Genomic DNA, 14157 nt, shown 5'->3' on the forward strand with positions numbered 1-14157 from the left:
CCATTCCTTTTGAGCAGACGTAAAACCGGTATCACCTGTTATTGGTTTGGATCCACTCTAGCATAGCCGTTGATGGCCATTAAATACCATTGAAATTTTTCAAGAAAAGGCTCTAGGACGGGCGTTTCAGCGACACAAACAGTGGCACGAAGACGACTGTGGCGAGGGAGCTTGCTCCCGCTCGGCTGCGAAGCAGTCGTAAAACCAGTCGACGCAATGAACATGAGGATTTTTTGGGGCCGCTTCGCGCCCCGACGGGAGGGTGCGGCGACCCAACAAGCTCCCTCGCCACAATGGAGTGTCGCTGCACCCGAAAAAGAATGTTTGGTGGTAAGCTCGCGCACCATGAATATCTACAGCTCTCGCCCCGTTGTCCTCTGTCTCTCCGGCCACGACCCAAGTGGTGGCGCCGGCTTGCAGGCAGATATCGAAGCCCTGCTCGCCCAGGGTTGCCATGCGGCTCCGGCCGTCACCGCCCTGACCGTGCAAGACACCGTCAATGTCACTGACTTCCGCGTCCTCGACCGTGAGTGGGTACTGGCCCAGGCCAATGCCGTGCTCAACGATTCCGAAGTCGCGGCGGTCAAACTGGGCATGCTCGGCTCCCTGGAAATGGTCGACACCGTGGTCGAACTGCTATCGGCGCACCCGCATTTGCCAGTGGTCTGCGACCCGGTGCTGCGCGCCGGCGGTGGCGGACGCCTGGGCAAGGACGAAGTCGGCTATGCCATGCGCGAACGCCTGCTGCCCCTGTCGATCATTGCCACTCCCAACCTTCCCGAAGCCCGGATCCTCGCCGAACTGCCCGAAGGCACCGCGGACGAGTGCGCTGAAAAACTCTTGCCGTTCGTCAAACACCTGCTGATCACCGGCGGCCATGGCGACGAAACCGAAATCCACAATCGCCTGTACAGCCGCGACGGCCTGCGCGAAACCTATACCTGCCAGCGCCTGCCCGGCAGTTATCACGGTTCCGGTTGCACCCTGGCCAGCGCGCTGGCCGGTCGTCTGGCCCAGGGTGAAAACCTCGCCAGCGCCGTGCAGACCGCGCTTAACTACACATGGCGCACCCTGCGTGACGCCGAGCAGCTGGGCAAAGGCCAGTTTGTGCCGCGCCGCCTGCCGCTGGATTTCTGTTCGTAACTTCCTTTTGTAATGCGGTGAGGCTTGTCCGATGAAATTACGTGGCCTGTACGCCATTACCGACAGCCATTTGCTGGATGGTAAGTTGCTCAAGTACGTGGAGGCGGCGCTGGAAGGCGGCGTCACCTTGCTGCAGTACCGCGACAAAAGCAGCGACGAGGCCCGCCGCCTGCGTGAGGCCGAAGCCTTGCGCGAGCTGTGCGAACGCTACAAGACCCATCTGATCATCAACGATGATGCCGAACTGGCCGCGCGCCTGAATGTGGGCGTGCACCTGGGCCAAACCGATGGTCCGCTGTCACCGACCCGCGCCCTGCTCGGTTCCAAAGCCATCATCGGCTCGACATGCCACGCGCAACTCGAACTAGCCGAACAGGCTGCCAAAGAGGGTGCCAGTTATGTTGCCTTCGGCCGCTTCTTCAATTCCAACACCAAGCCCGGCGCACCGACCTGCAGCCTCGAACTGCTCGACCAGGCGCGCAAGCAACTGCACCTGCCAATCTGCGCGATCGGCGGCATCACCCTGGAAAACGCCGCCCCGCTGGTGGCCCATGGGGTCGATCTGCTGGCCGTGGTGCATGGACTGTTCGGCGCCGAGAGCACAGCTGAAGTCACCCGCCGTGCCCGCGCCTTTAACGAATTACTTAAAATCTGAGAACCCGATCATGTCTCGTTCCGAAACGCTGTTTGCCAATGCCCAGAAACACATTCCCGGTGGCGTGAACTCGCCGGTTCGCGCGTTCAAGAGCGTCGGCGGCACGCCGTTGTTCTTCAAGCACGCCGAAGGCGCCTACGTCACCGACGAAGACGACAAGCGCTATGTGGATTACGTCGGTTCCTGGGGCCCGATGATCCTCGGCCACAGCCACCCGGATGTGCTGGACGCGGTGCGCAAGCAGCTGGAGCACGGCCTGTCCTACGGCGCGCCGACCGAGATGGAAACGCAGATGGCCGACCTGGTCTGCTCCCTCGTGCCGTCGATGGAAATGGTGCGCATGGTCAGCTCCGGCACCGAAGCGACCATGAGCGCCATTCGCCTGGCCCGAGGCTTCACCGGTCGCGACAGCATCATCAAGTTCGAAGGCTGCTACCACGGTCACTCCGACAGCCTGCTGGTCAAGGCCGGCTCGGGCGCACTGACCCAGGGCGTACCGAGTTCGGCCGGCGTACCGGCAGCGTTCGCCAAACATACCCTGACCCTGCCGTTCAACGACATCGACGCCGTTGAAGCCATGCTCGCCGAAGTCGGCCAGGATGTGGCCTGCATCATCGTCGAGCCAGTGGCCGGCAACATGAACTGCGTGCCGCCGGCACCGGGTTTCCTCGAAGGCCTGCGGACCCTGTGCGACAAGCACGGCGTGGTGCTGATTTTCGACGAAGTGATGACCGGTTTCCGCGTCGCCCTCGGCGGAGCCCAGGCGTACTACGGCGTGACGCCGGACCTGACCACCTTCGGCAAGATCATCGGTGGCGGCATGCCGGTCGGCTGTTTCGGCGGCAAGCGTGAAATCATGCAGCGCATCGCACCGCTGGGTCCGGTCTACCAGGCCGGTACGCTGTCCGGTAACCCGCTGGCGATGGCCGCCGGCCTGACCACCCTGCGCCTGATCAGCCGTCCGGGCTTCCACGCCGAGCTGACCGACTACACCACTCGCCTGCTCGACGGTCTGCAACAGCGCGCCGATGCGGCGGGCATTCCGTTCGTGACCACACAAGCCGGCGGCATGTTCGGCCTGTACTTCAGTGGCGCCGACGACATCGTCACTTTCGATGACGTGATGGCCAGTGACGCCGCGCTGTTCGGCCGCTTCTTCCACCTGATGCTCGAAGGTGGCGTGTACCTGGCACCGAGTGCCTTCGAAGCCGGTTTCACGTCGATCGCCCACGGCGAAGCCGAGCTGAAACTGACCCTGGACGCCGCCGAGCGTGCCTTCGCTGCCTTGAAATAACGCTGTAGCGCTGACGTTGGCCATTGCCAGCGTCAGCTTTCACCTACACGCCCGCCTCCATTCCTACACTTCCAGCAAAAATCCTCCGCAAAACGGGAGATATATTTCCCGCGCAGCAGAAAAACGAGTAAAGACTTTGTAAGGTTGGCCCTGCTTATTTCATAATGCGCGCTTATTGGATCCCTCGATGGGTCCGCGCGCCCTTCAGAGGTAAGTCGATTCCCATGAACCGCACCGGCCGCACCCTTGCACTGGGCTGCCTGTTGCTTCTTCAGCCCCTGCTCGCGCACGCACAAGCAGGCGGCAACTCGTTGTTGATCCCAGCGATGGGTCGCTGCACCCTCAATACCCAGCCGCAAGACCTGGAACAGGCGATCGCCGCCTGCCAGAAAGCGTCGGATGAAGGGGATGCGCAAGCGCAATACGAGTTGGGTGAGTTCTACTACGAAGGTAAAAACGCGCCACGCGACCTCAATCAAGCCCTGAGCTATTTCGAAAAAGCCTCGCTGCAAGGCCATGCCCAGGCGCAATTCAAGCTCGGTACCATGTTCTTCCACGGCGAAGGCGTACCGGCCAATAACGTTCAGGCGTATATCCTGCTGAAGATGGCGGCGGTCAACGGCGCCGAAGATGCACTGGACACCGCTGACGAAGTCACCGAAAAAATGCCCCGCGAAGAACTGGAGGTTGCCACCCAGGTGCTCGGGCAAATTTTCCGTAAATATCTTATGGAGCTGCAGAGCGCCGATGGGCGTACGCCTTTCGCGCCGCTTCCCTGATTTTTGCGTTGATCTGACTGGCCCCATCGCGAGCAAGCTCGCTCCCACAGTTAACCGAGTTTTCTCGTGGAAATACGGTCAAATGTGGGAGCGAGCTTGCTCGCGATAGGGGCGACTCGATCTTGAGCCTTACTTCTCAGGCATCGGCATTGGAAACGGCATGACATTGCCAACCGCGCCGCGGGCTTCGCTGATTTTCGGGGTTCCCAGACGCTCGACTTCGTCGATACGTACGATCGAATGCATCGGCACAAAACTGCGCACCACGCCCTCGAACTGAGCCTTGAGCTTTTCTTCGCTCGGATCGACGACCACTTGCGTGCGCTCGCCAAAGACGAACTCTTCCACTTCCAGGAAGCCCCACAGATCACTTTGATAGATCTGCTTGGCGTACATTTCGAACACCTGGCCCTGGTTGAGGAAAATCACCTTGTAGATTGGAGCTTCACGTTTGGTCATGGTGGGCGGGTAACACATCGAGGGATAAAAAAGAGGGCGCGAACTATAGCATAGCCGCCGGACGCACAGCGGTAGGAACCTTGGAACATGTTCCCTATAATGCGCGGTTCTTTGAATCACGTGATGACTCTTTCCATGGCCAAGAAGCTTTACATCGAAACCCACGGTTGCCAGATGAACGAGTACGACAGCTCGCGCATGGTCGATCTGCTGGGCGAACACCAGGCCTTGGAAGTCACCGCGCGCGCTGAAGACGCCGACGTCATCCTGCTCAACACCTGCTCGATCCGCGAACGTGCGCAGGACCGCGTCTACTCCCAACTCGGGCGCTGGCGCGAACTGAAGCTGGCCAACCCGGACATGGTGATCGCCGTCGGCGGTTGCGTGGCCAGCCAGGAAGGTGCGGCCATCCGCGATCGCGCGCCGTACGTCGACGTGGTGTTCGGCCCGCAAACCCTGCACCGCCTGCCGGAAATGATCGACGCCGCGCGCATCAGCAAGCTGCCGCAAGTCGACGTCTCGTTCCCGGAAATCGAAAAGTTCGACCATTTGCCCGAGCCACGCATCGACGGCCCGAGTGCTTACGTGTCGGTGATGGAAGGCTGCAGCAAGTACTGCACGTTCTGCGTGGTGCCCTACACCCGCGGCGAAGAAGTCAGCCGGCCGTTCGACGACGTGATTGCCGAGATCATTCACCTGGCCGAAAACGGCGTGCGCGAAGTGACACTGTTGGGGCAAAACGTCAACGGTTATCGCGGCCTCACCCATGACGGGCGCCTGGCGGATCTGGCCGAGCTGATCCGCGTGGTTGCCGCCGTCGATGGCATCGACCGCATCCGCTACACCACGTCGCATCCGCTGGAGTTCTCCGACAGCCTGATCCAGGCCCACGCCGATGTGCCGGAGCTGGTCAAGCACCTGCACTTGCCAGTGCAGTCGGGCTCGGACCGCATCCTCGCCGCGATGAAGCGCAACCACACCGCGCTGGAATACAAATCCAAACTGCGCAAGCTGCGCGCCGCCGTGCCGGGCATCTGCATCAGCTCGGACTTCATCGTCGGCTTCCCGGGTGAGACCGAGAAAGACTTCGAACAGACCATGAAGCTGATTGCCGACGTCGGTTTCGACTTTTCCTACTCGTTCGTCTATAGCCAACGCCCGGGCACTCCGGCCGCCGACCTGGCCGATGACACGCCGGAAGAACTGAAAAAAGAGCGTCTGAACGCCCTGCAACATCGCCTGAACCAGCAAGGTTTCGAGATCAGCCGACAAATGGTCGGTTCGATCCAGCGGATCCTGGTGACCGATTACTCGAAAAAAGACCCGGGCGAGCTGCAAGGCCGGACCGAGAATAACCGTATCGTCAACTTCCGCTGCGACAATCCGACCCTGATCGGCCAGTTCGCGGACGTGCACATCGATGCCGCGCAGCCGCACTCGCTGCGGGGTTCGCTGATTCAATAACACCGAATATCCCTGTGGGAGCGGGCTTGCTCGCGAAGGCGGTCTGTCAGCGCCATTAATGTCGACTGACACTCCGTCTTCGCGAGCAAGCCCGCTCCCACAGGTACAGCGCCAGAGGCGGGAATCGGGTTGCCTCATTTAAGAGCTTTCGCACCCGCGCCACTGGCGTTATCCTTGATTTCATATCAATTGCCCCAGGGCGGCTAAATACGACCTTGAACGCACCCATAGAACCACATCGTTTCATCCTCGAGCCTTTTGAAGCTCGCCGCTTCGCCAATCTGTGCGGGCAATTCGACGAGCATTTGCGCTTGATCGAGCAACGCCTGACCATCGAGATCCGCAATCGCGGCAACCAGTTCGAGCTGATCGGCGAGCCCAAACACACCACCTCCGCGGAAAATCTCCTGCGCCGCCTGTACCGGGAAACCAAGGGTACCGAGCTGTCGCCGGACATGGTGCACCTGTTCCTGCAGGAATCTGCCGTGGAACAGCTGGACAACCACTCCCCCGCCGAACCATCCGTGGCGCTGCGCACCAAAAAAGGCATGATTCGCCCCCGCGGCTTGAATCAGCTGCGCTATGTGAAGGAAATTCTCGGTAACGACATCAACTTCGGCATCGGCCCGGCCGGTACCGGCAAGACCTATCTGGCCGTCGCCTGCGCGGTGGATGCACTGGAGCGCGAGCAGATTCGCCGCATCCTGCTGGTGCGCCCGGCGGTCGAAGCGGGTGAAAAACTCGGTTTCCTGCCCGGCGATCTGTCGCAGAAAATCGACCCGTACCTGCGCCCGCTCTACGACGCACTCTACGAAATGCTCGGCTTCGAATACGTCGCCAAGCTGATCGAGCGCCAGGTGATCGAAGTCGCGCCACTGGCTTACATGCGCGGTCGCACGCTGAACAACAGCTTCATCATTCTTGACGAAAGCCAGAACACCACGGTCGAGCAAATGAAGATGTTCCTGACCCGGATCGGCTTTGGCTCCACGGCCGTCATCACCGGGGACATCACCCAGGTCGACCTGCCACGCGGCACCAAGTCCGGCCTGCACCATGTGATTGAAGTGCTCAAGGAAGTGCCGGGGATCAGCTTCACCCATTTCCAGCCCAAGGACGTCGTGCGCCATCCGCTGGTACAGCGCATCGTTGAAGCCTACGAGCGCTTCGAAACCCGTGCGGCCGATGATGCAGCCGCCAAGGATAGCCGCCGCGATGCTTGAGCTTGACCTGCAAATCGCTACCCAAGCCCCCGCCCCCAGCGAAGCCGAGTTCCGCCAGTGGTGCGAACTGGCTTTGCGCCAGCGCAGCGCCGACTCGGAAATGACCATTCGCCTGGTCGACGAAGCCGAAGGACGCGAGCTGAACCACACCTGGCGGCAAAAGGATTACGCAACTAACGTCTTGTCATTTCCGGCCGATGTGCCGGATGAGTTCCTCGACATCCCGCTGCTGGGCGATCTGGTGATCTGTGTCGCCGTGGTCGAGCGTGAAGCCGCCGAACAAGGCAAGCAACTCAAGGCCCATTGGGCACATCTGGTGATTCACGGCTGCTTGCATCTGCTTGGTTACGACCATATTGATGACGACGAAGCCGAGGAGATGGAAGCACTGGAACGAACGTTGCTTGCAGAACTGGGCTTTCCCGATCCGTACGCGGACGACGAAACCGATTTATCCCCCACAGAAACAACAAAGGATTCAGAGTAATCGCTATGAGCGAAGATCGATCGAGCAACGGGCAGAAGTCATGGCTGGGGAAGCTCACCCAGGCTTTTGCCCACGAGCCGAAAAACCGCCAGGAGCTTTTGGAGCTGCTGCGCGATGCACACCAGAACAAACTGTTGGACAGCGAAGCGCTGGCCATCGTCGAAGGCGCCATCCAGGTGGCTGACTTGCAGGTGCGGGACATCATGGTCCCGCGCTCGCAAATGGTCAGCATCAAGGCGAACCAGACACCCCGCGAGTTCCTGCCTGCCGTGGTCGACTCGGCTCACTCGCGCTACCCGGTCATCGGCGAAAGTCACGATGACGTGATGGGCGTGCTGCTGGCCAAGGACTTGCTGCCGTTGATCCTCAAGGAGAACGGCGACAGCTTCAACATCAAGGATCTGCTGCGTCCAGCCACCTTCGTGCCGGAATCCAAGCGCCTTAACGTGCTGCTGCGCGAATTTCGCGCCAACCACAACCACATGGCCATCGTTATCGACGAGTACGGTGGCGTGGCAGGCCTGGTCACCATCGAAGACGTGCTGGAACAAATCGTCGGCGACATCGAAGACGAACACGATGTCGAAGAAGACAGCTACATCAAGCCGCTGCCGAGCGGTGATTTCCTGATCAAGGCCCTGACGCCGATCGAGAACTTCAACGAGTTTTTCGACAGCGAGTTCTCCGACGATGAATTCGACACCGTTGGCGGTCTGGTGATGAGTGCGTTCGGGCATCTGCCAAAACGTAACGAAATCACTGAAATCGGCACATACCGCTTCCGCATCCTGAACGCCGACAGCCGTCGGATTCACTTGCTTCGCCTGACGCCCATTGCTCGCTAAGGATTGAAATGCGCTGGACAACCCGCCCCGGCTGGCCCGGTAACCTGCTGGCCGTGGCGGCCGGTGCAATCACCACCCTGGCCCTGGCGCCGTTCGATATCTGGCCACTGGCACTGCTCGCCGTCGGCCTGTTCTATGCCGGCCTGCGCGAACTGAGCCCACGTCAAGCCTTGGGTCGCGGCTGGTGTTTCGGTTTCGGCCTGTTCGGTGCCGGCACCAGCTGGATCTACTACAGCATTCACCACTTCGGCGGCGCTTCGGTATTGCTGGCCGGTTTCCTGATGCTGCTTTTCACGGCGGCGATTGCCTGGTTCTTTGCCCTGCCCGCCTGGATTTGGGCGCGCTGGCTGCGCCGCAATGAGGCGCCACTGGCCGACGCCCTGGCCTTCGCTGCGCTGTGGGTCGCCCAGGAAGCCTTCCGCGGCTGGTTCCTGACCGGTTTCCCGTGGCTGTATTCCGGTTACAGCCAGCTTGACGGCCCGCTGGCCGGGCTCGCCCCTCTCGGCGGGATGTGGCTGATTTCCTTTACCCTGGCGCTGACAGCGGCGCTGATCTACAACGGCTTGCGCCTGGTTCGCACGGGACGCAAAGGCTTCATCGCTGCCGGTGTATTGCTGCTGGTCGGCCCATGGCTGGTCGGCATGGCGCTCAAGCACCACGCCTGGACCAGCCCTTCGGGCCCGCCACTGAGCGTCGCCGCCATTCAGGGCAACATCGAACAAAGCATGAAGTGGGATCCGGCACAGCTCAACGCACAGTTGGCGCTGTACCGCGACATGAGCTTCAGCTCCAAACGCGTCGATCTGCTCATCTGGCCGGAAACGGCGATCCCGGTGCTCAAGGAGTCCGCCGAGGGCTACCTGAACATGATGGGCGACTTCGCGGCCGAACGTAAATCGGCGTTGATTACCGGCATCCCGGTCCGCATGGAGGTACGCCACGAGAAGCGTTTCTTCAATGGCATCACCGTGACCGGTGAAGGCGACGGCACTTACCTCAAGCAAAAACTGGTGCCCTTTGGTGAATATGTTCCCTTGCAGGACATCCTGCGCGGGCTGATCGCCTTCTTCGACCTGCCAATGTCGGACTTCGCTCGCGGCCCGGCTGACCAGCCGCTGTTGCAAGCCAAGGGTTATCAGATCGCACCGTTCATCTGCTATGAAGTGGTTTATCCGGAGTTCGCCGCCAGCCTTGCCGCCCGCAGCGACCTGTTGCTGACCATCAGCAACGACACCTGGTTCGGCACCTCCATTGGCCCGCTGCAACACCTGCAGATGGCACAGATGCGCGCGCTGGAAGCCGGCCGCTGGATGATCCGTGCCACCAACAATGGTGTGTCCGGCCTGATCAACCCGTTCGGTCAGATTACCGACCAGATCCCGCAGTTCGAACGCGGCATCCTGTATGGCGAAGTGGTGCCGATGCACAACCTGACGCCGTACCTGGAATGGCGTTCATGGCCGCTGATCATTGTCTGTGTGCTGTTGTTTGGTTGGGCACTGATTGCCAGCCGGATGGCCAAGACCCTTTAAAAGCTTCGCGAGCAAGCCCGCTCCCACACTGGATCTAAGTCGATCACAGTATTTGTGTACGACGCCGATCAAATGTGGGAGCGGGCTTGCTCCGGGCGGCGATCCGACGAAAGCGGCATCACAGGCACCGCATCAATCAGTGCCGACATCACCTCGATAGAACAACGAATAACCGACCTGCCCCACCGCCTCGTTCATCAACTGCCCGCTCTGCCAGATCGCCTTGAATTCCGGCATCCAGCCACCCAGCGGCCGCGCGTTATCGCCGCCCAGAAACCCTACCGGCGCCGGCACCACCTCAAAACCGGCCTTGCGAAAACTCCAGGCCGCCCGCGGCATATGCCAGGCCTGAGTCACAAGCACCACACGCTTGATGCCCTGGGGAAGCAACAGCTCGGCGCTGAACTGCGCATTTTCCCAGGTCGTGCGGCTGCGCCCTTCCTGCCAGCGCACGCTCAATCCAAAATCGTCACGCAAGGCGTCAGCCATCATCTGCGCCTCGCTGGGCGGCGTGCCGTAATGCAGGCCGCCGCTGGTCAGTACCGGCAATCCGGAAGCCTTGGCCAGCCGCGCGGCAAAGCGCTGGCGCTCCAGACCGATGCCCGTGGGCTGGTCGGCGCCCCAGGCCACGTCACCGCGCTCGCGCCCCGAGCCAAGGACCACGATCGCGTCAGCGCGTTGCCCCAGGACTGCCCATTCACTGCGGGCAAGCGGCGGCTCCCGCTCGAGCAGGCCGGCACCCCACTGCACAACCACCGGCAGGCTCATCAGCCAGAAACCGCCCAGGCCCAGAGCAAAGCACGCACCGGCAAGCCTCGGCCTTGAGCGGCGCAACCACCAGGCAAGCAAAAGCAGCAGCAATAGAATGCCGGGTGGCAATAGAAGTTGTTTTACGAAATAACGGAACGGCATCGAGCATCTCCTTGAGATGCCCGAAGCCTAAGTGGGTTGGCGCAATGCGACAATCAATATGGAAGGACTATGCTTCAAAAATACATGGAGCATGGCACCGTGTCCTATTTGAACTGCAAAGACCGGACCTTTACCGCGTCTCTGCCGGGAACCTTGTCCTTGAGCCAGATGATCTTGGCTGAACGTGGTGCGTCGAGTTGCTTTACCGCTTCTGACAAGCATCCGTGCGTCTCACGTTCACTGCGATCCAGATACGCCTTGACCAGTGCAAACTCTGCGGGGCTCAGGCCTCGCAGTTCCAGCTCCAGAGGGCGTTCGTCGCGCAACCGGCCAGCGGTCCTTGCCGCTTCCAGGGCCAAGGCCAAACGATCGATCAGCCTTTCGTATAGCTCCGGTTTTGTAGCTTTTTGCTGTGACTCAACCATCCCTCACCTCATTGGAAGATATGACCTACTCCCCAGTTAGAGCTTAGCTTCCATGAACAAACCGGCTGAACGCCGCGACCAACGGCCCTCGCAGCGGTTTTCGCAGGACGTGTGGCAGCAATCAGGGTTTCCCTCGGTAGAGCGCGGTCATGTATGCTACGGCGCTTCCTGTAACTCCACTTCCAGCTCGGCTGGCCAGCGAAAACGCCAATGAGGCGGCTTCAACGTCCAGCGTTGCATTGAAGAGGATTAGGCCACCCCTATTCAGTTCAAAAGTAGCCATGCACGAACAATATCAGCCCCGTGAAATCGAAGCCGCCGCCCAGTCGTTCTGGGACGAGCAAAAGTCCTTTGAAGTCAGTGAACAGCCAGGCAAGGAGACCTACTACTGCCTGTCGATGTTCCCTTACCCCAGCGGCAAGCTACACATGGGGCATGTGCGCAACTACACCATCGGCGACGTGATCTCCCGCTACCAGCGCATGCAGGGCAAGAACGTTCTGCAACCGATGGGTTGGGACGCCTTCGGCATGCCGGCGGAAAACGCCGCGATGAAGAACAACGTAGCGCCCGCCAAGTGGACCTACGAAAACATCGCCTACATGAAAAGCCAGCTGCGCAGCCTGGGCCTGGCGGTGGACTGGTCGCGCGAAGTGACCACCTGCAAGCCCGATTACTACCGCTGGGAACAATGGCTGTTCACCCGCCTGTTCGAAAAAGGTGTGATCTACAAGAAAAGCGGCACCGTGAACTGGGACCCGGTCGACCAGACCGTCCTGGCCAACGAACAGGTGATCGACGGTCGCGGCTGGCGTTCCGGTGCGCTGATCGAGAAGCGCGAAATTCCGATGTACTACTTCAAGATCACTGCCTACGCGGATGAACTGCTGGAAAGCCTCGACGAACTGACTGGCTGGCCTGAACAGGTCAAGACCATGCAGCGCAACTGGATCGGCAAATCCCGCGGCATGGAAGTGCAATTCCCGTACAACGTCGACTCCATCGGCGAAACCGGTGCACTGAAAGTCTTCACCACCCGTCCGGACACTTTAATGGGAGCGACTTACGTCGCCGTAGCCGCCGAACACCACCTGGCCACCCTCGCGGCACAGAACAATCCCGAGCTGCAAGCGTTCATCGCTGAATGCAAAGGCGGCAGCGTGGCTGAAGCCGACGTCGCCACCCAGGAGAAAAAAGGCCTGCCGACCGGCCTGTTCGTCGAGCATCCGCTGACCGGCGAAAAGCTGCCGGTATGGGTCGCCAACTATGTGCTGATGCATTACGGTGACGGCGCGGTGATGGCGGTTCCGGCCCACGACGAGCGCGATTTCGAATTCGCCCACAAATACAACCTGCCGGTCAAATCGGTTGTGCGCACCAGCTCCGGTGACACCAACCCCGCGCCATGGCAAGACGCCTACGGCGAGCACGGCACGCTGATCAATTCCGGCGAGTTCGACGGCCTCGACTTCGCGGGCGCCTTCGACGCCATCGAAGTCGCGCTGATCAAGAAAGAACTGGGCGCCTCGCGTACCCAGTTCCGCCTGCGCGACTGGGGCATCAGCCGTCAGCGCTACTGGGGCTGCCCGATCCCGATCATCCACTGCACCACCTGCGGTGACGTGCCGGTACCTGAAGATCAACTGCCGGTCGTGCTGCCCGAAGACGTGGTGCCGGATGGCGCCGGTTCGCCACTGGCGCGCATGCCCGAGTTCTACGAGTGCACCTGCCCTAAATGCGGCGCACCTGCCAAGCGTGAAACCGACACCATGGACACCTTCGTCGAGTCCTCGTGGTACTACGCCCGCTACGCCTCGCCACACTTCGAAGGCGGCCTGGTGGAAAAATCGGCGGCCGACCACTGGCTGCCGGTTGACCAGTACATCGGCGGTATCGAACACGCGATTCTTCACCTGTTGTACGCGCGCTTCTTTCACAAGCTGATGCGCGACGAAGGCCTGGTGAGCTCCAACGAGCCGTTCAAGAACCTGCTGACCCAGGGCATGGTGATCGCCGAGACTTACTATCGCCGCGAAGCCAATGGCGCCTACACCTGGTTCAACCCGGCGGACGTCGAGCTCGAGCGTGACAGCAAGGCCAAGGTTATCAGCGCCAAATTGAAAGCTGACGGCCTGCCAGTGGAAATCGGCGGCACCGAGAAGATGGCCAAGTCGAAGAACAACGGCGTCGACCCACAGTCGATGATTGACCAGTTCGGTGCAGACACCTGCCGCCTGTTCATGATGTTCGCCTCGCCACCTGACATGAGCGCGGAATGGTCCGACTCCGGCGTAGAGGGCTCGCACCGATTCCTCAAGCGCGTCTGGCGTCTGGCTCAAGCGCACGTCACTCAGGGACTGCCAGGCAAACTGGACGTCGCCAGCCTGAATGACGAGCAGAAAGCCGTTCGTCGCTCGATCCACCTGGCCATCAAGCAGGCCAGCCAGGACGTCGGCCAGAACCACAAATTCAACACTGCCATCGCCCAGGTGATGACGCTGATGAACGTGCTGGAGAAAGCCGCACAAGGCACCGAACAGGATCGCGCGCTGGTTCAGGAAGGCCTGGAAACCGTGACCCTGCTGCTCGCCCCTATCACGCCGCACATCAGCCACGAGCTGTGGCATCGACTGGGCCACGCTGATCCTGTGATCGACGCCGGTTGGCCGGTGGTGGATGACAGCGCTTTGGTACAGGACAGCCTGCAACTGGTAATTCAGGTCAACGGCAAGCTGCGTGGCCAGATCGAAATGCCGGCCAGTGCCAGCCGTGAAGAAGTCGAAGCCGCCGCCCGTGCCAACGAGAACGTACTGCGTTTCGTCGACGGTCTGACCATTCGTAAAGTGATCGTAGTGCCCGGGAAACTGGTCAATATCGTCGCCAGCTAATTGGATCAGGCGCCAGGTAAGCCTGGCGCCGAGTAAAACCTTTCGGGCCGC

13 protein-coding genes are annotated in these 14157 nt (G+C 60.7%); 10 read left to right on the forward strand and 3 right to left on the reverse strand.

Annotated elements, in window-relative coordinates; all coding sequences use genetic code 11:
* Nucleotides 1-345: 345 nt before the first annotated feature.
* The 4 genes from PPUTUW4_RS24150 (at nt 346) to PPUTUW4_RS24165 (ending at nt 3871) form a co-directional block, all read left to right on the forward strand.
* Nucleotides 346-1143 (forward strand): hydroxymethylpyrimidine/phosphomethylpyrimidine kinase, encoded by a 798-nt coding sequence (locus PPUTUW4_RS24150; RefSeq protein ID WP_008052407.1) that lies wholly within the window; start codon nt 346-348, stop codon nt 1141-1143.
* A gap of 31 nt (nt 1144-1174) precedes the next feature.
* Entirely contained in the window at nt 1175-1798 is a 624-nt protein-coding gene (gene thiE, locus PPUTUW4_RS24155; protein WP_015096960.1) for a thiamine phosphate synthase, read from the forward strand.
* A gap of 10 nt (nt 1799-1808) precedes the next feature.
* Nucleotides 1809-3092, forward strand: a complete 1284-nt coding sequence (gene hemL, locus PPUTUW4_RS24160; RefSeq protein ID WP_008052405.1) for a glutamate-1-semialdehyde 2,1-aminomutase — start codon at nt 1809-1811, stop codon at nt 3090-3092.
* A 224-nt stretch (nt 3093-3316) separates the two neighbouring features.
* Complete coding sequence (locus PPUTUW4_RS24165) at nt 3317-3871, forward strand: tetratricopeptide repeat protein (RefSeq protein WP_007975852.1); 555 nt, start codon at nt 3317-3319, stop codon at nt 3869-3871.
* Between the two features lie 129 nt (nt 3872-4000).
* On the opposite strand, the gene PPUTUW4_RS24170 is transcribed toward PPUTUW4_RS24165, so the two are convergent.
* Nucleotides 4001-4330, reverse strand: a complete 330-nt coding sequence (locus tag PPUTUW4_RS24170; RefSeq protein WP_003185742.1) for a DUF1820 family protein — start codon at nt 4328-4330, stop codon at nt 4001-4003.
* A gap of 135 nt (nt 4331-4465) precedes the next feature.
* Here PPUTUW4_RS24170 and miaB point away from each other — a divergent pair, with 135 nt between their 5' ends.
* The 5 genes from miaB (at nt 4466) to lnt (ending at nt 9881) form a co-directional block, all read left to right on the forward strand.
* A complete protein-coding gene (gene miaB, locus PPUTUW4_RS24175) occupies nt 4466-5794 on the forward strand; it encodes a tRNA (N6-isopentenyl adenosine(37)-C2)-methylthiotransferase MiaB (protein WP_015096961.1) in 1329 nt (442 codons plus the stop codon).
* 215 nt (nt 5795-6009) lie between these two features.
* Entirely contained in the window at nt 6010-7017 is a 1008-nt protein-coding gene (locus tag PPUTUW4_RS24180) for a PhoH family protein (protein WP_015096962.1), read from the forward strand.
* A complete protein-coding gene (gene ybeY, locus PPUTUW4_RS24185) occupies nt 7010-7504 on the forward strand; it encodes an rRNA maturation RNase YbeY (protein WP_015096963.1) in 495 nt (164 codons plus the stop codon). The genes PPUTUW4_RS24180 and ybeY overlap by 8 nt, the downstream gene beginning before the upstream one ends.
* A gap of 5 nt (nt 7505-7509) precedes the next feature.
* A complete protein-coding gene (locus PPUTUW4_RS24190; RefSeq protein ID WP_015096964.1) occupies nt 7510-8349 on the forward strand; it encodes an HlyC/CorC family transporter in 840 nt (279 codons plus the stop codon).
* An 8-nt stretch (nt 8350-8357) separates the two neighbouring features.
* Nucleotides 8358-9881 carry an apolipoprotein N-acyltransferase gene (gene lnt / locus PPUTUW4_RS24195; RefSeq protein WP_015096965.1) on the forward strand — a complete coding sequence of 508 codons (1524 nt, stop codon included), beginning with the start codon at nt 8358-8360 and terminating at the stop codon, nt 9879-9881.
* Between the two features lie 132 nt (nt 9882-10013).
* Here lnt and PPUTUW4_RS24200 read toward each other — a convergent pair whose 3' ends face one another.
* Together PPUTUW4_RS24200 and PPUTUW4_RS24205 are read right to left on the reverse strand one after the other, a co-directional pair.
* On the reverse strand, nt 10014-10793 hold the full coding sequence (locus PPUTUW4_RS24200; protein ID WP_015096966.1) for a YdcF family protein: 780 nt from the start codon (nt 10791-10793) through the stop codon (nt 10014-10016).
* Between the two features lie 104 nt (nt 10794-10897).
* Nucleotides 10898-11218 (reverse strand): hypothetical protein, encoded by a 321-nt coding sequence (locus PPUTUW4_RS24205; protein ID WP_015096967.1) that lies wholly within the window; start codon nt 11216-11218, stop codon nt 10898-10900.
* Between the two features lie 281 nt (nt 11219-11499).
* Between PPUTUW4_RS24205 and leuS the strand changes: the two genes are divergently transcribed.
* Nucleotides 11500-14106: a leucine--tRNA ligase gene (gene leuS / locus PPUTUW4_RS24210; RefSeq protein WP_015096968.1), complete on the forward strand. Its 2607-nt coding sequence runs from the start codon at nt 11500-11502 to the stop codon at nt 14104-14106.
* The last annotated feature ends 51 nt before the right edge of the window (nt 14107-14157 follow it).

Origin of the sequence: Pseudomonas sp. UW4 (assembly GCF_000316175.1) — a bacterium.
Lineage (GTDB): Bacteria > Pseudomonadota > Gammaproteobacteria > Pseudomonadales > Pseudomonadaceae > Aquipseudomonas > Aquipseudomonas laurylsulfatiphila.

Excerpts from the sequence above, each read along its gene's own strand:
- hemL (WP_008052405.1), top strand. The coding sequence starts at position 1,809 with ATGTCTCGTTCCGAAACGCTGTTTGCCAATGCCCAGAAACACATTCCC.
- ybeY (WP_015096963.1), top strand. The coding sequence starts at position 7,010 with ATGCTTGAGCTTGACCTGCAAATCGCTACCCAAGCCCCCGCCCCCAGC.
- PPUTUW4_RS24150 (WP_008052407.1), top strand. The coding sequence starts at position 346 with ATGAATATCTACAGCTCTCGCCCCGTTGTCCTCTGTCTCTCCGGCCAC.
- leuS (WP_015096968.1), top strand. The coding sequence starts at position 11,500 with ATGCACGAACAATATCAGCCCCGTGAAATCGAAGCCGCCGCCCAGTCG.
- lnt (WP_015096965.1), top strand. The coding sequence starts at position 8,358 with ATGCGCTGGACAACCCGCCCCGGCTGGCCCGGTAACCTGCTGGCCGTG.
- PPUTUW4_RS24190 (WP_015096964.1), top strand. The coding sequence starts at position 7,510 with ATGAGCGAAGATCGATCGAGCAACGGGCAGAAGTCATGGCTGGGGAAG.
- PPUTUW4_RS24205 (WP_015096967.1), bottom strand. The coding sequence starts at position 11,218 with ATGGTTGAGTCACAGCAAAAAGCTACAAAACCGGAGCTATACGAAAGG.
- PPUTUW4_RS24165 (WP_007975852.1), top strand. The coding sequence starts at position 3,317 with ATGAACCGCACCGGCCGCACCCTTGCACTGGGCTGCCTGTTGCTTCTT.
- PPUTUW4_RS24200 (WP_015096966.1), bottom strand. The coding sequence starts at position 10,793 with ATGCCGTTCCGTTATTTCGTAAAACAACTTCTATTGCCACCCGGCATT.
- miaB (WP_015096961.1), top strand. The coding sequence starts at position 4,466 with ATGGCCAAGAAGCTTTACATCGAAACCCACGGTTGCCAGATGAACGAG.
- PPUTUW4_RS24170 (WP_003185742.1), bottom strand. The coding sequence starts at position 4,330 with ATGACCAAACGTGAAGCTCCAATCTACAAGGTGATTTTCCTCAACCAG.
- thiE (WP_015096960.1), top strand. The coding sequence starts at position 1,175 with ATGAAATTACGTGGCCTGTACGCCATTACCGACAGCCATTTGCTGGAT.